The following is a 19,963-nucleotide window of genomic DNA, read 5'->3' as shown; positions in this document are numbered from 1 at the left end:
AGTGGCCACCGGGGGCCACAACCCAAGCCGACCGGCGGCTCACGCGATGCGATTGCGCAATTCGCCTCTCTGCAACATGGCTTCGAGGTTGGCCAGCATCACCTGTTGCTGCGCCTGTTGGGCCGAGGCGGCGTTGGCCGCGACATGGGGGCTAAGCACCAGGTTGGGCTGCTGACGCAGGCGCTCGGGCACCTCGGGTTCGCGGGCGAAGACATCCAGCGCCGCGCCGGCGATTACCCCCTGCTCCAGAGCGTCGGCCAGGGCCTCTTCGTCGACCACGCTGCCACGAGAGATATTGACCAGGTGGCCGTCGGCGCCGAGTGCGACCAAGACCTCGGTATCCACCGCGCCCACGGTCTCGGCGCTGGCGCGCACCGCCACCACCAGGACATCGCTCCAGCGCGCCAGCTCCAATAGGCTGCCGTGGTAGAGGTAGTCCAGTTCCGCACGGGGCGAGCGATTGAAGTAGCCGATCTCCATGTCGAAAGCCTCGCCACGCCGGGCGATGCGCCGACCGATCTCGCCCAGGCCATAGATGCCCAGTCGCCGCCCGGCCAGGCCCGGCACCTGGGGCATGCGCTCGACGGCGTTGCCCTGCCAGCGGCCGCTGCGGACGAAGGCATCGCCCTGCAACAGGCAACGCGCGCTGGCCAGGATCAGGCCAAAGGTGAATTCCGCCACGGCGGTGGCATTGGCATCGCCGGCGGTGGTCACCGCGATGCCGCGCTCGCGACAGGCGGCCAGCTCCACGCCTTCGTAGCCGGTGCCGTAGCACGCCACCAGGCGCAGCGCCGGCAGAGCGTCCAGCAGGGCGGCACGGGTCGGCAGGCCACCAATGGTCAGCAGCGCAACCGCCTCCTCGGCACCGACGGGCAGCGCCGTAGGATCGTTCGGCGAAAAGGGCCCGAGTACCCGGTAATGAGCTTCTAGCTGGGTTACCAGACCCTGGGGCAATTGCGGGGCCATCAGCAGCGTCGGTTTCATCTTGTAATACTTTCCTTGGCTAAAAAACCCAGCGTCGCCAGCGGAGGGCATGGTCGTCAACCATTCTCTTTAGGCCGCCGCTTGCGCCCCCCTTCACCGTGGCGGTGGAACCGACCCAAACCCTTGAATGGCTTGGGTTTTCACGCAACTTGTGGACCTGATGCCAGGTCCGATCGGCGTCCGCCAACCACACAGGGATTTTTGGGATGAGTAGAGTTCTCCGCCAGGTCGGTACCGCGTCCTGCCTTGCCTTGCTGGCCGGTCTGCCGCAGAGCGCCGCGGCACTGGAATTCAGTGGCTACGGCCGGGTAGGTGTCGGCGGCTCTGCGGAAGGTGGCAAGCAGAGCTGCTTCCAACTGCCCGGCGCACCGGCCAAGTACCGCCTGGGTAACGAATGCGAGACCTACTGGGAACTCGAATTGCACCAGACGCTGTACAAGGGCGTCGACGGCACCGAACTCAAGGTGCACGGCATGGCCAGCCTCTACAACGTCTACGACCAGACGCCGACCTTCAGCGGCGACAATGGCAACGTGCGCCTGCCGCAGATCTGGACCAGCCTCAGCCTGCCGGCACTCAATGGTGGCGGTCTCTGGGCCGGCCGCCGCTACTACAAGCGTCACGACATCCATATCAACGACTTCTACTACTGGAATCCGAGCGGTACCGGCTTCGGCGTGGAGGACTATGGCCTGGGCGACAGCGGTATGCGGCTGAGCTATGCCTTCAGTCGCGAGGACAACATCGACCAGCCGGACAAGGCCAACCGCCATGACCTCAACCTCGGCGGCATCAAGACCAATCCCGGCGGCGAGATCGAACTGGGGCTGTCCTATATCCAGCGCGCCGGCCAGGTGCAGAACGCCCACAGCGGCTGGTCGGCTACCGCCGAGCACAAGCAGGCGCAGTTCTTCGGCGGGGTCAATGTCTTCACCGTGCAGTACGGTCGCGGCCCGGGCACCGGACTAGGCGCCACCGGCAGCCTGACCGCCGACCAGGATTACGAAAGCCTCCGCGTGCTCGAATCGCCGCGCTGGCAGCTCACCCCGCGCTTCGGCGGCCAGTTGCTGGCGCTCTACCAGCGCGACCGGGCGCCGGGCGATGGTGGCCAGACCTGGTATTCCTTCGGGGTGCGGCCCAGTTACGCCTTCACCCGGCTGTTCAAGCTGCAGGTGGAATTCGGCCACGACCAGATCCACCCCGACAGCGGGGCCACCCGCAAGCTGAACAAGGTCACCGTGGCGCCGACGCTGGCGCTGGGCGGCATGGGGCTGATGGACCGCCCGGAGATCCGCCTCTACTGGACCTACGCCAGCTGGAACCACGGCGCCCAGGACGCTGCGGTGGCCGGCACGGCGCTGTCCGACAGCGGCGCCTTCGGCGATGCCCGCCACGGCAACAACTTCGGTGTGCAGCTGGAAACCTGGTGGTAGACGGCAGCGAGCGAGACCGCCCGTCATAACCGGGCGAACTAAACGTAGGCCGCCCGGTCGGTTTCCTGACCACAGGAAGACCGATCAGGGAAACTGCCATGAATCCTCTCGCCCGCACACTGCCCGCCGCGAGCCTTGCCGCCGCCACCCCGCTGGAGCGCTTTCGGCGGGTCCGGGCCGCCAGCGAGGCGCTCTGCGCCCCGCTCGCCGTCGAGGATTACGTCATCCAGAGCATGGCCGACGTCAGTCCGCCGAAATGGCACCTGGCCCACGTCACCTGGTTCTTCGAGGCCTTCATCCTCAAGCCCTTCCTCAAGGGTTACCAGACGCCCGATCCGGCCTACGACTACCTGTTCAACTCCTATTACGAGACCCACGGCAAGCCCTTTCCGCGGGCGGCCCGCGGGCACCTGTCACGGCCCGGCGTGGACGACGTCTATCGTTTCCGGGCGGCGGTGGATGCAGCCATGGCCGAGCTGCTCAGCGCGCCGCCCGCCGAGCACGCCGCCGAGATCGCCCGACGCCTGGAGCTGGGCCTGCACCACGAGCAGCAGCACCAGGAATTGCTGCTCATGGACATCAAGCACATCCTGGCGCAGAACCCGTTGCATCCGGTCTATCGCGCCGACCTGGTCAAGGGCGCCGCAGCTCCGGTGGCGCCCCTGGGCTGGGAAAGCCATCCAGGCGGCGTCCGTCACGTCGGCCATGGTGGCGAAGGCTTCGCCTTCGACTGCGAGACCCCGGTCCATCGGCAATTCGTCGACGACTTCCAGCTGGCCGACCGCCTGGTCACCAATGGCGAATACCTGGCCTTCATCGAGGACAACGGCTACGGCCGCAGCGATCTCTGGCTGTCCGACGGCGCCGCCGCCATCCGCAGCCTCGGCTGGCAGGCGCCGCTGTACTGGCAGAAGCTCGATGGCGTCTGGCATCACTTCACCCTGGGCGGCCTGACCCCGGTGGATCCGGCGGCACCGGTCTGTCACCTGAGCTTCTATGAAGCCGACGCCTACGCCAGCTGGGCCGGCGCCCGGCTGCCCACCGAGGCGGAATGGGAAACCGTGGCGGGGCGCCAGCCGATCCAGGGCAACTTCGTCGAGCAAGATCACCTGCAACCGGTCGCCGGCGAAGGTCAGGGCATGCGCCAGCTGTTCGGCGATGTCTGGGAGTGGACCGGCAGCGCCTTCCGTCCCTACCCCGGTTTCAAGCCGCTGCCGGGCAGTCTGGGCGAGTACAACGGCAAGTTCATGTCCGGGCAGATGGTCCTGCGCGGTGGCTGTTGTGCCACGCCCCAGGACCATGTGCGCGCCACCTATCGCAACTTCTTCTATCCCACCATGCGCTGGCAGTTCTCCGGTCTGCGCCTGGCCAGAGAGGTCTGACCCATGGCTCTAGCGGTGCGCTTCTTCGATCAGCAACCGGTGACCGTCGCCGACAGCTCGCTGCGGGACGACGTGCTCCAGGGCTTTGCCCAGACCCCCAAGGCGCTGTCGCCCAAGTACTTCTACGATCAGCGCGGCTCCGAGTTGTTCGAGGCCATCACCCGCCAGCCCGAGTACTACCCCACCTGCACCGAAGAAGCCATCCTCGCCAAGGCTGCAGCCGAGATCGCCCGCCTGGCCGGCCGTGATGCCGCCCTGGTCGAACTGGGCAGCGGCGCCAGTCGCAAGGTACGCCTGCTGCTGGAAGCCATGCACCCGGCCGGCTACCTGGGCATCGACATCTCCCGGGAATTCCTGCTCAGCAGCACCCAGCGCCTGGCGGCCGACTATCCCTGGCTGGACGTCAGCGCCGCCTGCGCCGACTTCAGCCGACCCATGACCCTGCCCGACAGTCTCGACGGCCTGCGGCCCATCGCCTTTTTTCCGGGTTCGAGCATCGGCAATTTCACACCCGAGGAGGCCAGCGTCTTCCTGCGCAATCTGCACCGGATGCTGCCAGCGACCGGTGGCCTGCTGATCGGGGTCGACCTGATCAAGGATCGGGCGCGGCTGGATGCAGCCTACAACGATGCCGCCGGGGTGACCGCCGCCTTCAATCTCAACCTGCTCGAACGCATCCGCCGCGAGCTGGATACCGATCTGGATCCGCAGCGCTTCCGGCACCTGGCCTTCTTCAACGAAGAACAGGCACGCATCGAGATGCACCTGGTCAGCACCCGCGACCAGACCGTACGTCTCGAAGGCCGCCGCTTCGCCTTCCATGAAGGCGAACGCCTGCATACCGAGAATTCCTACAAGTACAGCCTGGAGAGTTTTCGCGTGCTGGCCGAAGACGCCGGTTTCAGACAGGTACGGGTGTGGACCGACCCCCAGGCGCTGTTTGCAGTCTTCTACTTCGCGGCCTGAGCCTTTCGACAGATAAATGACGACTGGCAGAGTGTGAGGCGGGTGGTGAGGGAACTCTCGACCCGATCACGCTCTAAGTAGCAATCTGCTACTACAGCGCATCGAGACGTTGCTATGGAGCCTGCTCCACTCACTGCGGCCAATGAACGCCAGCGTCTTGCACTGCTGCGCGATCTCGCCTTGATCGACCGTCCTTCCGACCGTGCCTTTCAGGACCTCACCGCCCTCTGCGCACGGCTGTTCGATGTCCCTTACGCCATGATCTGCTTTCTTGACGGCCAGCAGGTTCATTGCCGGGCCACGGTGGGCTGTGAGCCCTTCACCGTGCCGCGTTCGCAGTCGTTCTGCCAGCATCTGCAGGAGACCGCTCTGCCGCTGCAGGTGGAAGACGCTCGCCACGACGTGCGCTTCGCTGGCCTGAGGGTAGTAAAGGGCGAGCCCAATATCCGCTACTATCTGGGCGCACCGCTGCGTACGGCCGAGGGGCTGATGCTCGGCAGTCTGTGCCTGTTCGATTCGGCGCCGCGGGCCGCCCTGTCGCAAGACCGGCTGCTGGGCCTGCAGCAGCTGGCAGCCCTCGCCAGCCAGCACATCGAACTGCTGCGTACCGAGGCTTTCTGGGATCCGGTCACCCAGTTGCCCAATGGCCAGCGTTTCATCGAAGACGCCGAAGGCCTGATCCGCGCCGGCACCCCGGTGGTGGCCGTGGCGGCCGACCTGTTCGCCCAGAGCTATCTCAACGACTTCATCAAGGCCATGGGCCAGGCCCATTTCGATGGCCTGCAACGCGCCATCAAGCAACACCTGCGCCGCCTGCTGCCGGCTGAACAACCGCTGTATCGCCTGGGGCCGGCACGCTTCGGCTTTCTCTTGCATGATACCGACGAAGCCGCGCAACAGGGGCTGCTCGAACGCCTGCAGCAGGAGTTGACCGGGGTGCTCGACTACAATGGCATTCCCATCCAGACCCGCCTGGGCCTGGGGGTGATGTCCCTGACCGACGATCATCCCACCGACTGGCTGCGCGCCCTGATCGCCACCGCCGACGATGCCCGCGCCGAGATGCGCGGCTGCCGGCATTTCGATCCGCAGCACGACGCCGCCTACCGCCGCGCCTTCGCCCTGCTCAGCGCCCTGCCCCAGGCGCTGCGCGCCGACGACCAACTCAGCCTGGTCTACCAGCCGCGTATCGACCTGGCCACAGGTCGCTGTCATAGCGTCGAGGCGCTGCTGCGCTGGCAGCATCCGCACCTGGGCCCGATCGGTCCGGCGGAATTCATTCCGCTGGCGGAAAAGACCGCGCTGATCACCGCCCTGAGTCGTTGGGTGATGCAGCAAGCCATCGGCCAGGCCTATGCCTGGCAACGCGAAGGAAGAGGGCTGGGGGTGGCGATCAACATCTCGGCCCATGATCTGAACGATCCGGACTTCACCGAGCACACCACCGACCTGCTGCAGCGCTATCCGGTCAATCCCCGGCGCCTGGAACTGGAGGTCACCGAGAATGCCCTGCTGGGCGATGTGGCCCTGATCCATCGGCAATTGGCGGCGCTACGCGAGCTGGGCATCGGCATCGCCATCGACGACTTCGGCACCGGCTACAACAATCTCTCGCACCTGCGCGAGTTGCCGGCCGACACCATCAAGATCGACCGCAGCTTCGTCCGCGAGCTGACCCATCGCACCAAGGATCGGCTGATCGTCAGCTCGCTGATCGAACTGTCCCATCAGCTGGGCTTTCGCATCACCGCCGAGGGCATCGAGACCGCCGAGGCTTTGGCCAGCCTGCTGGCGATGGGCTGTGACGAAGGCCAGGGCTTCTGGATCGGCAAGCCCATGGCGGAACCGGAATTGCAGGCCTGGCTGCTGGTGCAGCAACCCGACCTGCAGCGCCCGGCGCGCCGGGCCCCGGTATTCCAGCTGTTCGATGGCGCGGCCAAGAGCTAACCCTCAGAACCATCCATTTCAAGTTTTTCCATCCTTGATGATCTTAACTGCCCCTATCACGGGATGTTCGTGGAACTTAGGAGCGCAACCTCATCTGGAAAGAAGTCGTTGAGAGATTCGAATAGCAAGCCCTTGGTGCGGTGATGGCGCACCAGGCGTTGGACCGAGCCTTGCCTGTTAGTACACGGTCTTCATGGGCGGCAGAACCTGCCGGGGCTGGCAACTGCGGTAGCTCGACGGCAGCCGGCAGTTACCTTCAGGCCAGCGAGAAACGGCTGGCGCCGTTATGCGGCTTTCGTGGTGCGGCACTGCCGGGGCACGCGCTAGTGATCTACGACGCGGACAGTGCGCTGGTGCGCGACATCGTGGCGTGCGAAGACGCCTATGAGAGCAAGCGCCCCGGCCCTGCTCCTTGCGAAGGCCCAGGACAAGCAGGTGTGGATCGGCGACCGGCACTTCAGCACCCAGGCCATCGTTTAAGGACTGACCGAACGAGGAGCAGGCTGCATCGTGCGCGAGCGTGCGCGCCGCCCCAAGCCGCGACCCACTGCCCCATGGAACGAGCAGATCGACACTTGGACCGGGCACATGCGCGAGCAGTTCATCGAACAGGCCGAGCTCCCTAAAGGCGCCCTGCGGCACTGGCGCCGCATCGAGATCACGCTGCACACGCCCACCGAGTCCGGCGATAAGACCTTCGTGCTATGGAGCAACATGCCCCATGAGATCGAAGCGGCCACCCTCCGCGGCACTGTACCGCAAGCGACGGCGCATCGAAGGCCTGTTCGGGCGCCTAGAGTCGGTGCTTAACAGCGATATGAAGATGCTGGGCCATCCACGTGCCGCCTTGAAGGGCTTCACTGTGGCAGTGTTGGCCTACAACGTGCTAGCCCTACTCAAACAGCTCATCAAGCATGCGCGTCGCCACAGTCATCCGGAGCTGGACGTGTCCACCTACCACATAGCCGTGGACATCGCCGCCGACTACGGGCCAATGCTGCGCCTGCTAGCGCCGCAGAATCAATCGCGCGCAGACGACGCCCCCGGCCAACTCGTCGAGCACTTGCTGCTGGACAAGCGAACCCCAAGCAGTCGGCCACGTCCAAACGAAACCCAAGGCCGCAGGGCAAAAGCTACGTCGACAGCTCCGTTGCTCGCGCTCATGCGTCCACCGCTCGCGTACTCGAGCAAGGCGCGGCTAAAAAGACCTTGAAGGGGATGCCTTTTAAAGCCCTATTGCTGCAATGAAATGACAAGCGTTACTTCATGAAAAACCTTGACCAAGTCGGCTTCGAGCGAATGCGAGCTGGCGCCACACAAAGCTCACTGCACAGTGTCTGCTGGCCAGTGCTAGTGCTTCAGTTCATCCCATACCTTGGCATAAAGCTCCTGCACCTCTGGTGGGCAAGCCACTGTGTACTCGGCACTGTCCAGCACTGCTTTAGGAATATTCAGTTCCGGCGCGCTTCTAAGTTCCTCTGAAAGGAACATGTCGGCACCTTCAATTCCGGTGTCATAGCCGTGGAAACTCGAATTCAGCGCAGCGTTGCGCGGGGATAGTATGAAGTTCATGAACAGCCTGGCATTTTCCACGTTCCGAGCCTCGGCCAGCAGAACCAGACTGTCGCTGAACACTTGAGTGCCTTCACGCGGTAGTCCGAAGTGAACATGTGGGTTGGCCAGGCGCTGGCGCAAGGCGGCTCCATTCCAGTCGATGCTTGCCTGGAAGTGCCCACTGGCCATCATTTCCACGCTGCCATAGTCCATAGCCTTCCACGTCGGGCGTGCCTTGAGTAAGGTTGTCCGTACTTTGGACATCAACGCCGGCTCTGCATCGCACATACGCCCGCCGTGCATGCGTACCGCGGCGTAGATCACCTCGTTTGGGTCGGCACCGATGTTGATGGTGCCCTTCAGCGCTTCGGGTGGATCCAGCACCACCGACCAGGTATTGATGTCGCCTTCATAACGGTCGGCGTGCACTGTCACCCCTACTACGCCCCATGCCCAAGGGACTGAATACATGCGTTCTGGATCGAAGGGCGGATTGGTCCACGCCTTCTGTACATATCGGTAGTTGGCCAGGTCGATGGCGCCACTTGGACGTAGCAGCTTCGCTTCGCGCCAGGCAGGCAGAAAGTTGCTGGCGACCACGGCAAGATCGGCCTGAACTCTGCCATCTCTAATCTCGGATAAAGCCGCTTCGCTGGTGCGGTACTCGATCAGCCGGACCTTGATGTCATAGGCCTGCTCGAAGCTAGCCAGCAGTTCGGGGCTGGTGTAACTCTCCCAGTTGTACAGGGTTAGGGTACCAGCGGAGCTGACCGCCGTGCTCAACAAAAAGCCGCTCAGACCGACCAGGAGGCTGGTCACCGGTTTCCAGCTCATCAGATGTCTCCTTGCCGAGTTAGGCCAGCGGTAGTAGGACACGTCCCATCGCAACCTGCTTGGGGTGAGTGTCTTGCCCTTCCAGCGCCGAATAGGCAATTGATGCTGAGAACAGCATCAGCAGGACTGAGGCGCAGCGCAGGAATCTGCCGGTATACCTTGACCAGGCTCGGCGCAGGGTTAGGAGGTGGCCCAGGCAGGTCCACAGACTGCCGATTGGAATCAGCACCAGCAGGAAAACACCCATGAACCAGACGAACTGCGGCAGTGACTGGAATGCTGTCAATGGAAATGCGCTGCTGGCGAACAGAAACGCTTTGGGGTTGAGCAAGGTTGCAAGAAACACCTCCAGCCCGCCAGCGCACTGCTGATTGGAGACCAGGCGAGATACGCTACTGCGCCATAGGCGGGTAGCCAGCCATAGCAGGTAGCCCGCGCACAGCCATTTCATGGCAATGAGAAGCCAGGGCCGGTCTGCTCCGTAGGCCAGCAGCAAGCTGCCCCAGGCCAGGATCGATAGGGCGTAGCCTGCCGCCTCTGCACCTACCAGCGGCAAGGCCCGCCACAAGCCGAGTTGCACCCCAGCGGAGAACAACAAGGTATTAGTAGGCCCAGGCACTACGAGGATCAGTGAGGCAAGCAGCGCCAAGGGCAGCACGTGATCGAGTGTCGGCATGTGAAGTCCTCGCAGAGGGGCTCAGGGCGCGGTGAAGGGCAGTGATGTGCGCAACGGTTCGACACTGTCCAGGCCCAGTGCCATGCGGCACAGGCGCTCAATGCCGATGCCGAAGCCCGCGCTGCGTGGTGGAACGCTGCCGTCACGCATCAAGTCGCACATGATCGCGTCCTCAGGACCGAAACTGGCGAGATGGCGAGCTTGGGCCTCGAAGCGTTCCGGATCGTCTTCGTCGGTGTAGCCGTGGACCACTTCCACGCAATCGATGAGGATCTCGAAACGCTCAACGATGGCACCCTGGCCGTCCCGACGCCGGGCGCGCACTTCCGGCAACAGCGGGAAGTCGGTTACCACCATGCAGCGTCCCCGCGATAGCGGCTCGATCTGCTCGGTGATGTAGCGATCAATCAACCACAGGGGGAGATGTCCGGCTTGTTATACATTTGGCGAAACTTGCGCACCAGGGCCTCACTAGCGCCGGGATCGCTGAACAGGTCTATGCCTAGGTCTTCGAACAGGTGGCCGGCGAACGACAAGGTCTCGATCTGGCCTTTGTAGAAGGTGCGGACCAGTCGACAGGCTAGTTCGAGCATTTCGCCCAGGCTGGCCTCCTGACGATAGAGATCGAGCATGGTGAATTCGGGTAGGTGGGTGCTATCGAGCTCGTCTGGCCTGAAACAGGCTGCCAGTTCGTAGATCGCCGGTGCGTGCTGCAGGTTGCAACGCAGAGCGAAGGCCGAGGACTCGCGCAGCCACCGGCCGTCGCTCAGTTGCAGGCGAGGACGATCTGCATCGCCGGGGTAGCGGCGTAGAATCGGCGTCATGATCTCCAGGTAGCCTTCGCTGTCGAGCAACCTGCGAATACGCTGCAGCATCCGAGCCTTGTAGATCACGGGATGTATGTCGGGGGCCATGCACACTCCTTGGCGAGTATCTTGACCGGTCGCGGTCGACTCAGGGTTGCGGGTTGATCTTCCACCAGCGAGGCCGGGACGAAGTGAATGAATGGGACGTCGGGCGCAGTGCCTTGTCGCCCTTAGCGTCGAAACAGCCCAGCAGCAGGCCGACAGTGGGCGCGTCGTCAATGGCGCCGAGACTGCTGCCGCAGGTAGGGCAGAACGCACGGCTGGATTGCTCCGAAGAGCGGTACAGCGCCGGCATGCCACCTTCCCCGGTCCATTCGACGTCGGCCTTGTCAAACTCCACCCAGCACAGGGTGAGACTACCCGAGTGGCGTTGGCACATGCTGCACGAGCAGGTATGCGGAAATCGCGGTTCGCCCTTGGCGCTGAACCGAATGCGGCCGCACAGGCAACCACCGGTATGAACAGTGACTTTCATGGGACTAGTCCTTGCCGTCACGCGCGGCGTCGATCAGCGTACTCAGTTCTACCCATTGATCGACGAACGGGGTGAGCATCTGCAGGAAACCGTCGATGACTTGCGGCTGCAGGAAGCCGAACAACTGGGCCTGGCGAATGAAACGAGCAATGCCATCCTGGTGCCCTTGCTCGACCGCCACTTTGCCAGTGGCAGCCTCGTGTTCCTCGTCCAGATGCATGCGGTAATAGTCGTGCAACCTGGGCAGATCGGCACCCTGGCCACGCCCCAGTACCACGCCGAGGCGGTCGGTGATCGCTTGCAGCAGACGGGTTTCGGCGATCGCCACTGCTTCGGTGGCGTAGTACATGCCGAGGATGGTGGAAGGGCAATGGGACCAGGCCAGTACATCGATCATTGACACTAAGCTGCGGGTGGACGCGGCCCTGGGCATCCAACCATTGACTCTGAAGCCGAGGTCGGCAATCAGCGCGCCGCTGAAGACCACGTAGTGAGCGGGTAGCTTGCCGCGCTCACCCCCTTCCTCGAGATAGTTGCGCGTCAGTTCCTGTGCCAGCTCGGGACAGAAGCCGCGCACGGTATCGGCCGCACGCAGCAACAGGGTCGAGTTGTAACGGGCGAACACTGACAGCTCGCCAATGTACAGACGCGCCTGTTCGGCGGTCAGGGCGGCAGGATCGACGCGTTGCCAGATCTGTTGGTAAAGAGCCTCGATCAATGGATCGAGGTGTTCGATGATCAGCCGCTCACCGGAAATGACCGCCCGGCCTTCGCTGATTGCCTGTTCGAAGATCTGGCGCGTATGCGTTGCCTGAGCCAGTGCCTCGTCGACGAGACTGGGGAAATTTCTGTACATGTTCGACGCTCCTTCACCAGTTCAAACCAGTTCGAGACTACCGGTACGCGAGAGCGCCCGGCAGGCTTCACGCTGTTGCTCAGTTTCCACCGGCACAGAGTCATAGCTGTTCAGTTGCTCCAGCCAGGCGACCTGTCTGGCGTGCGGGTCATCAATGACCACACTGCGTGCTCCGGCAAACACACGCCGTTGAGCAGCAGAGCAGCCTAGAGCTGCCTGGTGGCTGACGTGCAAGGGTTCACGCAGGCGGATGCGCTGGCCTATCTGGATGGGCAACGGCTCCTGCAACGGGCCTTCCTCGCAGACTTTGGCCGAGATACGCCGTGGCAGCTCCCAGCCGCCGTTGCTGATCAGTCGGTGCCAGTGGTAACCGAGGTACTCGTGTAGCGCACCGTCGCTCCAGCGCCGCAAGTTGTCGTCCAGCAACTGCCCGAGCGGCACCAGCAGCGGATTGCGATTACCGAAAGGAAGCAGGTCGGAGATACCTTCCTGGTCGAATGCCAGACTCTGCTCACTGAGCTCCGGGATCACCCGACGTGAAAGAAAGCGCGTCAGTGGATAGGTGTAGAATGGCAGGGCCACCGATACTGAATACTCGTCCTGGCGTCCGATGTGATAAACCGACGCCGGCAGGTACAGCACGTCCCCAGGCTTGAGCAAGAACAGTTTGCCGGTCTTGAGTAAGGCGTCGTATGCGCTGGCACCAGCGAAGGTGGGCGCCCGGCCGCCGGCTAGGGCAATGTATTCATCGCGAGTCCAGCAGTAAAATTCCTTCACGCCGGGGCCCAGATGGCAAAGAAACGCGTGCTCGAAGCCTTCGTGTATACCGAATGCAGTGCCCGCATAATTGCCGCAAAACGCTGCTTGCTCCACGCCACCCACGGGCATGCCGCGAAACGCGAAAAATGAGCGAATGAAGCGACCAAAGGCTGCTGCCAGGCGAGGGCTGATCTGTTCGAGATTGTTGATTACCAGACTGAACCGCGTCCTTGCAGTAAGGCGCTGCATAAATGCGACCAGCGTTTCGCCATTGAGGCGTAGTTGACGGTAGGCCTGCTCAATGAGGTCATCCCGACGCTGTTCACCATCATAAATACGAATACGGCTATCGGTAGTTTTCCTATCAGATTGCTCGGCCAGATCATAAAATGCTTGTTCAACTACTTCAGGGCCGGAAAAACCTTTATGTATCGGCAGAATGGACTCGAATAAGTAGGGTGCTCGCCCCCCTGCGGTCTTTTGATCAAAATCGTCCCATAATTTTGCTTCAAACATATCGAGAAGTTCCTTCGCTAATCGAAAGCAACGCTACTCGCCGTTGAAATGACCGGCCGCTGCAACTCGCAGCGGCCGGCGCTTACCGCACTCAGGCGTCAGGTCGCACGCCTGCCTTCATCGCGTCGGGCCGTACACCCGCCTTCATGGCGTCCGGGCGAACCCCGGCCTTGAGGGCATCCGGTCGCACGCCCGTCTTCAGGGCATCAGGGCGCTCACCTGCTTTCAGCATGTCCATTTCGAAGTTCATGTTGCATTTTCCTTCTAAAATGATTGGCAAAAAGATTTGCCCGCACGCACAGCCACACAATCATCATGAATCGCTGCAATGATCTGAGCAAAGTTGTGTGTCCGCCCGTGCAGACGATGGGTTGAAACACGCCTGGAAGCCTTTTCTTCGGCGCAAGAAAACAATTACCTTCCGCAGAGGATTTTCCAAATCGGAAAATGTTTCGAGTTGTATGAATTGGCCTAACAGTTTGATGGAAATTAAAAAAATCGTGTAAAACGAGGGAGCCAAATGTGATTGGCTAACGTGACATGTGACATCTGAAGAGCAATCCAGATGACCGTTTTGTTACTGTGTGCGTTACGGTGTTGGAATCTTTTTCGTAAGGTAAAGAGTGGCATTGTCATAGGTACGTAACGCTGCCGGTTTAGGGCTTCGAAAGGAAAGGAGCTATGCATGTAGCCAATCCCCGTCACTGGCTTGCCCTTGTCGCGATCATGCTCGCTTTCCTACCCGTGGTTCTGGACATGACCATACTTACTGTAGCCATGCCCACCCTGACCCTGGCGCTGGGGGCTTCTGCCGCCGAAGTCCTGTGGATAATGGACATCTATCCATTGCTGATGGCAGGTCTGCTGGTGCCCATGGGAACGCTAGCCGATCGACTAGGCAACCGTCGTCTGCTCCTGATCGGCTTGGTAGTGTTCGGAGTTGCATCGCTGTTGGCAGCCCTGGCTTCGACCACTACCTGGCTCATCGCTGCCCGCGTGCTTCTGGCTTTTGGTGGCGCGATGATCATGCCATGCGTGCTGGGCATCATTCGCCGCACGTTCGAAGATGAGCAAGAGCGTGCTACGGCGCTGGGTTTGTGGAGTATGGTCGCTGCCGCTGGTGCAGCACTTGGGCCGCTGATTGGTGGCGCGCTGCTGGAGTACTTCTGGTGGGGAGCGGTCTTTCTGGTCAATGTCCCGATCATGCTGGTAGTTGCGCCCCTGGTGTTGCTGCTACTTGACCGAGACCAGCAGACCACTCCTTCCGATTGGGCACCTGGCCAGGCATTGCTCTTGATCGCAGGAATGCTGGCGTTGATTTACGGGGTAAAGGCCGCATTCGGCGCTACTCAACCTCTGGCCCTGGCTGTGCCGATCGCGCTGCTAGGAGTCGCTCTGCTGAGTATCTTCGTGCGGCTGCAATTGCATTCGACCACGCCCATGCTGGAGCTGTCGCTGTTCAACCAGCCTGCAATCGTGGCCGGGATTGCCATGGCGATGGTGACGTGCGGCACGCTAACCGGCGTGGAGCTTACGCTTGCACAGGAACTTCAGTACATGCTGGGAAAAACGCCGCTGCAGGCCGCCACCTTCATGATTCCGATCATGGCTGCTGCGGCCTTGGGTGGGCCATTGGCCGGCTATCTTATCAGACTCGGCAGCCTGCGCTGGGTGGCCAGTGCTTCCTTGTGGCTGTGCGCGATGACCATGGCCTTAATGGCCTCGGCTGACCTACACCAACCGGGTTTCTTGGTACCTGCAATACTGGCCTTGCTGGGCCTCACACTTAGTATAGGGCTGACAACTGCCTCTATTGCAATCCTGGGTTCGGTAGAAGCCAGCAAAGGTGCAGCAGCGGGATCATTGGAAGCTACTGCCTATGAGCTGGGGACAGCGCTGGGAATCACTTTTTTCGGTATGTTTATGTCCGTAGTGTTCGCCCATATGCTTGAGCTGCCGGTGGACCTTGCTCAGCCTTTGGCTGACCGTGCGATGCGATCAATCGGCGACAGCTATATCGTAGCCCAGGGTCTGATAGCGCCTCAGAGTGGGGCATTGATTAAGGCTGCCAGCGAGGCCTTTTCGACAACGCATAGCGTGTTGCTGATGACCTGCTCGGCCATGATGGGAAGCCTCGGGGTATTCGTCTTCCTCATGCTAAAAGGGTGCAGGCATTAGGGTTTGTTGAGAATCAAATCCAAACGATCACAAGGTTAGGGAGCAGTAAGCGGATGAGCATGGGCCGCCGGCAGAAGCCGAAGCAATCCACTATCAGCGTCGGCCCAAGCGGCATGACTCACACCAAAGAGCCTCCGGAGTTCCCAAGGCAGTTCATGCTTCTTAGAGCCTGTGCAAAGCATAGCGAGTTAGAGCCAAAGCAGGCCTAGACGGCCTTACGAAAGTAGCTGAAAAAGCGGATCAGACCCGCGCTCGGGTTTACGTGGTAAAGAAGCATTGCGACGGGGCCGCCTAGGCGGGGCTGGCGACCCAGGCTGTTTTCAACACCGTTTGGCCGACGCGCAGCAGACTTTGAACCGGCTCAGCGCGGGATCACTCCTGGGTGCGCTTGCGCGGCGGCGCGAAGCCGTCGGCCGAGGTCGGCACCAGGGCACCGGGGCGACGCTCGGACTTGGCTTTGGCCTTGGTCTTGGCCTTGCCGTCCTTCTTGCCCTCGGTCTTTTTCTTCTTGACGCCCGCCGCCTTGCCGGACGCCTTGAGCTTTTTCGGACCGTTGTAGCTGGCCTTGAGACCCGGCAGGTGACGGCGCTCGAATCTCAGCTTGAGATAGCGCTCGATGCTGGACATCAGATTCCAGTCGCCATGGGTGACGAAGGAGATCGCCGTGCCCGCCTCGCCCGCGCGACCGGTACGGCCGATACGGTGGACGTATTCGTCACCACTGCGCGGCAGGTCGTAGTTGATCACCAGGTCGAGGCCTTCGACGTCCAGGCCACGGGCGGCCACGTCTGTGGCGATCAGCACCTTGACCGCGCCACTCTGCAGGCGCTCCACGGCCAGCTTGCGATCCTTGGTGTCCTTGTCGCCGTGCAGGACGAAGACCTTGAGACCTTCGGCCACCAGGCGGCCGGTCAGGCGATCGGCCTGCACCTTGGTGTTGGTGAAGACGATGGCCTTGCGATAGGTCTCGTTGGCCAGCAGCCACTGCAGCAGGCGCTCCTTGTGCGGCGGCTCGTCGGCCAGGATCACCTGCTGCACCACGGCTTCGTTGAGTTCGCCGGTACGGTCCAGCATGAGGTTCTGCGGCTCGCGCAGGACCTGCTCGACCACCTGACGCAGGCTGTTGCCACCGCTGGTGGCGGAGAACAGCAGGGTCTGACGACCCTCGCGCTCGCAGCTCGCGGCGATCTGCAACACGTCCTCGGAGAAGCCCATGTCGAGCATGCGGTCGGCTTCGTCCAGCACCAGCATCTCGATGTCCTTGAGATCCACGTTGCCGGCGTTGCGCTGCTCCAGCAGCCGCCCCGGGGTGGCCACCAGGATCTCCGGGTTCTTGCGCAGGCCGGCGGCCTGGACGCGGAAGTCCTCGCCACCGATCACCAGGCCGGCCTTGAGAAAGGTGAACTGGCCGAAGCGTTCGATTTCCTTGGCGGTCTGCTGGGCCAACTCGCGGGTCGGCAGCAGAATCAGGGCGCGAGCGCCGGAGCGGGGCTTGGGATCCTTGAGCAGGCGATCCAGCAGCGGCAACAGGAAGGCGGCGGTCTTGCCGCTGCCGGTCCGGGCGGTGACGCGCAGGTCATGGCCTTCCAGGGCCGGGCCCACGGCAGCGGCCTGGACCGGGGTGGGCGTCTTGAAGCCCAGGGTATCGAGGGCCTTGAGCAGGCGCTCGTGCAGAGCGAGTTCGGTAAACACGGGTAGACCTCGGTAAAGAAAGGGCGGCCGCCGCGGGCGACCGCGGATGATCAGGGGACCAGACGGCTGTGGAACAGCGCCTGGTGCTCGCGGCATTGGGCGGCGGCGAGCAGGAAGACGCCATGGCCGCCACGCTCGAATTCGAGCCAGGTGAAATCGACTTCTGGATAGAGCGCCTCGACGTGGACCTGGCTGTTGCCCACCTCCACGATGAGGATGCCCTGCTCGGTGAGGTGATCGGCGGCCTCGGCCAGCATCCGCCGCACCAGATCCAGGCCGTCCTCGCCACAGGCCAGGCCCAGCGCCGGTTCGTGCTGGTATTCGGCCGGCATGTCGGCGAAGTCCTCGGCGTCCACGTAGGGCGGATTGCTGACGATCAGGTCGAAGCGCTGCCCCGGCAGACCGGCGAAGCCATCGCCCTGCACGGTATAGACGCGATCTTCCAGGCCGTGGCGCTCGATGTTCTGCCAGGCCACTTCGAGGGCGTCGTAGGACAGATCGCCCAGGGCAACTTCGGCCTCGGGAAAGGCATAGGCACAGGCGATGCCGATGCAGCCCGAGCCGGTGCAGAGATCAAGGATGCGCGCCGGCGTGGCCGGTAGCCAGGGGGAGAACTGGCCGTCGATCAGCTCGCCGATGGGCGAGCGCGGCACCAGCACCCGCTCGTCGACGGTGAACGGCAAACCGCAGAACCAGGCCTCGCCAAGCAGATAGGCGGTCGGCACCCGCTCCTGGATGCGCTTGTGCAGCAGCACCCCGAGTGCGTAGCGCTCGTCGTCTTCCAGGGCGCAGTCCAGGTAGCGGTCGGCGGTGTCCCAGGGCAGGTGCACGGCGCCCAGCACCAGGGCACGGGCCTCGTCCCAGGCGTTGTCATGGCCATGGCCGAAGAACAGTTCTTCGGCATGGAAGCGGCTGACGGCCCAGCGGATGTGGTCGCGCAAGGTGCGCAGGCGGGATTCGCTCATGAAAGGCTCCGGATGATCAGCCGCGCATTCTAACCCGCGCCCGGTCCGGCTGCAGGAACTTAACGTCCGGGCCCTTCTTCCTAAGCCTAGACCTTCAACGAGGAGAACATCATGAGCAAGACCGTAGCCGACCATCTCTGGGAGCGACTCGGCCAGTGGAACGTCGAGCGCATCTTTGGTTATCCCGGCGATGGCATCAACGGCATCATGGGCGCCCTGGGTCGGGTGGCCGACCAGTTCGACTACGTGCGGGTACGCCATGAGGAGATGGCCGCCTTCATGGCCTGCGCCCATGCCAAGTTCACCGGCGAGGTCGGCGTCTGCCTGGCCACCTCCGGGCCCGGCGCCATCCACCTGCTCAACGGCCTGTACGACGCCAAGATGGACCATATGCCGGTCGTCGCCTTGGTGGGCCAGCAGGCGGCCTCCTCGCTTGGCAGCGACTACCAGCAGGAAGTCGACCTGCACACCCTGTTCAAGGACGTCTCCGCCTACGTGGAGACGGTGGTGCATCCGGCGCAGCTGCGCCATGTCATCGATCGCGCCTTTCGCGTGGCCATCGCCGAACGCCAGGTGGCCACGGTGATCATTCCCAACGACATCCAACAACTGCCGGCGGTGGAAAGCCCGCCGCACCAACACGCCAATGTCCTCTCCGGTGCCGGCGCCATTCCGCCGCGCCCCTATGCCCAGGAAGACGACCTGCAGGCCGCCGCCGACATCCTCAATGCTGGCAAGAAGGTCGCCCTGCTGGTGGGCGCCGGTGCCCTACAGGCGCGTAGCGAGGTCATGGCGGTGGCGGAAAAGCTCAGCGCCGGGGTGGCCAAGGCGCTGCTGGGCAAGGGCGTGGTCTCCGACGAGCTGCCCTATGTCACCGGTTCCATCGGCCTGCTCGGCACCGAAGCCAGCGATCTGCTGATGAAGGAATGCGACACCCTGCTGATCGTCGGCTCGACCTTTCCCTACACCGAATTCCTGCCCCAGGAGGGCCAGGCGCGGGCCGTGCAGATCGACCTGCACGCGCGCAACATCAGCATGAGGTATCCCATCGAGCAGCCGCTGCTGGGCGATGCCGCCGAGACCCTGAGGCGCCTGCTGCCGCTGCTGGAGAGCAAACCCCATGACAGGTGGCGGGCGCGCATCGAAAAGAGCGTGGCCGACTCCTGGCACTCCATCGAGCAGCGCGCCCTGGCGCCCGCCGAGCCGATCAATCCGCAGCGGGTGTTTCATGAACTCTCCAGCCAGCTGCCGCAGGATGCGATCCTCTGCGGCGACAGCGGCTCCCATACCAACTGGTATGCCCGCGACATCCGCATGAGCGGCCAGATGCTGGGTTCGCTGTCGGGCAAGCTGGCCACCATGGGCTGTGGCATTCCCTATGCCATCGCCGCCAAGTTCGCCCATCCGGATCGCCCGGTAATCGCCCTGGTGGGTGACGGCGCCATGCAGATGAACGGCAACGCCGAGCTGGTCACCCTCCAGCAGTACTGGAAGAGATTCAGCAACCCGACCTTCATCGTCATGGTGCTCAACAACGGCGATCTCAACCAGGTGACCTGGGAGCAGCGCGCCCTGGCCGGGGATCCCAAGTTCGCCCCGGCCCAGGACGTGCTCGACTTCCCCTATGCGCGCTATGGCGAGCTGCTGGGCTTCAAGGGCCTGCGCATCCATCGCCCGGACGAGGTGGCCGATGCCTGGCAGCAGGCCTTCGAGGCGGATCGCCCGGTGGTGCTGGAATTCGTCACCGACCCCAGCGTGCCGCCTTTGCCGCCCCATATCAGCTTCGAGCAGGCCAGGGCGTTCCTCGGCGCCATCGCCAGCGGTGACCCGAACCGCTGGGACATGCTCAAACAGGGAGCCCGCCAGCTGCTGCGCTAGCC

The 19,963-nt window shown here is 62.9% G+C and carries 18 protein-coding genes; 7 read left to right on the top strand and 11 right to left on the bottom strand.

The window, feature by feature from the left end; translation table 11 throughout:
• Positions 1-39: 39 nt before the first annotated feature.
• Positions 40-984 (bottom strand): NAD(P)-dependent oxidoreductase, encoded by a 945-nt coding sequence (locus tag C722_RS25200; protein ID WP_017642284.1) that lies wholly within the window; start codon positions 982-984, stop codon positions 40-42.
• Between the two features lie 206 nt (positions 985-1,190).
• Here C722_RS25200 and C722_RS0120335 point away from each other — a divergent pair, with 206 nt between their 5' ends.
• The 5 genes from C722_RS0120335 (at position 1,191) to C722_RS25500 (ending at position 7,522) form a co-directional block, all read left to right on the top strand.
• A complete protein-coding gene (locus C722_RS0120335; protein ID WP_017642283.1) occupies positions 1,191-2,417 on the top strand; it encodes a carbohydrate porin in 1,227 nt (408 codons plus the stop codon).
• 98 nt (positions 2,418-2,515) lie between these two features.
• Complete coding sequence (gene egtB / locus C722_RS0120330) at positions 2,516-3,799, top strand: ergothioneine biosynthesis protein EgtB (RefSeq protein ID WP_017642282.1); 1,284 nt, start codon at positions 2,516-2,518, stop codon at positions 3,797-3,799.
• Positions 3,800-3,802: 3 nt separating this feature from the next.
• Positions 3,803-4,765 (top strand): L-histidine N(alpha)-methyltransferase, encoded by a 963-nt coding sequence (egtD, locus tag C722_RS0120325; RefSeq protein ID WP_017642281.1) that lies wholly within the window; start codon positions 3,803-3,805, stop codon positions 4,763-4,765.
• Positions 4,766-4,879: 114 nt separating this feature from the next.
• Positions 4,880-6,712 carry a bifunctional diguanylate cyclase/phosphodiesterase gene (locus C722_RS0120320; RefSeq protein ID WP_017642280.1) on the top strand — a complete coding sequence of 611 codons (1,833 nt, stop codon included), beginning with the start codon at positions 4,880-4,882 and terminating at the stop codon, positions 6,710-6,712.
• A gap of 588 nt (positions 6,713-7,300) precedes the next feature.
• On the top strand, positions 7,301-7,522 hold the full coding sequence (locus tag C722_RS25500; RefSeq protein ID WP_026083987.1) for a hypothetical protein: 222 nt from the start codon (positions 7,301-7,303) through the stop codon (positions 7,520-7,522).
• Between the two features lie 540 nt (positions 7,523-8,062).
• On the opposite strand, the gene C722_RS0120300 is transcribed toward C722_RS25500, so the two are convergent.
• The 8 genes from C722_RS0120300 to C722_RS26480 all read right to left on the bottom strand — a co-directional run bounded on the left by C722_RS0120300 (position 8,063) and on the right by C722_RS26480 (position 13,498).
• Positions 8,063-9,100 carry an extracellular solute-binding protein gene (locus C722_RS0120300; protein WP_017642278.1) on the bottom strand — a complete coding sequence of 346 codons (1,038 nt, stop codon included), beginning with the start codon at positions 9,098-9,100 and terminating at the stop codon, positions 8,063-8,065.
• 19 nt (positions 9,101-9,119) lie between these two features.
• Positions 9,120-9,776 carry a LysE family translocator gene (locus tag C722_RS25190; protein ID WP_017642277.1) on the bottom strand — a complete coding sequence of 219 codons (657 nt, stop codon included), beginning with the start codon at positions 9,774-9,776 and terminating at the stop codon, positions 9,120-9,122.
• Positions 9,777-9,797: 21 nt separating this feature from the next.
• Complete coding sequence (locus C722_RS0120290; RefSeq protein ID WP_017642276.1) at positions 9,798-10,187, bottom strand: amino acid--tRNA ligase-related protein; 390 nt, start codon at positions 10,185-10,187, stop codon at positions 9,798-9,800.
• On the bottom strand, positions 10,184-10,690 hold the full coding sequence (locus tag C722_RS0120285; protein WP_017642275.1) for an amino acid--tRNA ligase-related protein: 507 nt from the start codon (positions 10,688-10,690) through the stop codon (positions 10,184-10,186). Before C722_RS0120285 ends, C722_RS0120290 begins: the two co-directional genes overlap by 4 nt.
• A gap of 40 nt (positions 10,691-10,730) precedes the next feature.
• On the bottom strand, positions 10,731-11,117 hold the full coding sequence (locus tag C722_RS0120280) for a GFA family protein (protein ID WP_017642274.1): 387 nt from the start codon (positions 11,115-11,117) through the stop codon (positions 10,731-10,733).
• 4 nt (positions 11,118-11,121) lie between these two features.
• On the bottom strand, positions 11,122-11,973 hold the full coding sequence (locus C722_RS0120275; RefSeq protein ID WP_017642273.1) for a DUF3865 domain-containing protein: 852 nt from the start codon (positions 11,971-11,973) through the stop codon (positions 11,122-11,124).
• A 21-nt stretch (positions 11,974-11,994) separates the two neighbouring features.
• Positions 11,995-13,248, bottom strand: a complete 1,254-nt coding sequence (locus C722_RS0120270) for a cupin domain-containing protein (RefSeq protein ID WP_017642272.1) — start codon at positions 13,246-13,248, stop codon at positions 11,995-11,997.
• A gap of 91 nt (positions 13,249-13,339) precedes the next feature.
• Positions 13,340-13,498, bottom strand: a complete 159-nt coding sequence (locus tag C722_RS26480; RefSeq protein ID WP_017642271.1) for a hypothetical protein — start codon at positions 13,496-13,498, stop codon at positions 13,340-13,342.
• Positions 13,499-13,929: 431 nt separating this feature from the next.
• Between C722_RS26480 and C722_RS0120260 the strand changes: the two genes are divergently transcribed.
• On the top strand, positions 13,930-15,426 hold the full coding sequence (locus tag C722_RS0120260) for an MFS transporter (protein WP_017642270.1): 1,497 nt from the start codon (positions 13,930-13,932) through the stop codon (positions 15,424-15,426).
• Between the two features lie 372 nt (positions 15,427-15,798).
• On the opposite strand, the gene C722_RS0120255 is transcribed toward C722_RS0120260, so the two are convergent.
• Both C722_RS0120255 and prmB read right to left on the bottom strand, forming a co-directional pair.
• On the bottom strand, positions 15,799-17,118 hold the full coding sequence (locus C722_RS0120255; RefSeq protein WP_017642269.1) for a DEAD/DEAH box helicase: 1,320 nt from the start codon (positions 17,116-17,118) through the stop codon (positions 15,799-15,801).
• 50 nt (positions 17,119-17,168) lie between these two features.
• Positions 17,169-18,083: a 50S ribosomal protein L3 N(5)-glutamine methyltransferase gene (gene prmB, locus C722_RS0120250; RefSeq protein ID WP_017642268.1), complete on the bottom strand. Its 915-nt coding sequence runs from the start codon at positions 18,081-18,083 to the stop codon at positions 17,169-17,171.
• Positions 18,084-18,194: 111 nt separating this feature from the next.
• Here prmB and C722_RS0120245 point away from each other — a divergent pair, with 111 nt between their 5' ends.
• The gene (locus C722_RS0120245) at positions 18,195-19,961 is read left to right on the top strand and encodes a thiamine pyrophosphate-requiring protein (RefSeq protein ID WP_017642267.1); all 1,767 of its coding nucleotides are present in this window, start codon (positions 18,195-18,197) and stop codon (positions 19,959-19,961) included.
• Positions 19,962-19,963 lie beyond the last annotated feature (2 nt).

Source organism: Pseudomonas sp. 313 (genome assembly GCF_000316965.1).
In the GTDB taxonomy this organism is placed as follows: Bacteria; Pseudomonadota; Gammaproteobacteria; order Pseudomonadales; family Pseudomonadaceae; genus Chryseomonas; species Chryseomonas benzopyrenica.
This window is presented reverse-complemented; position numbering and strand designations above follow the sequence as displayed.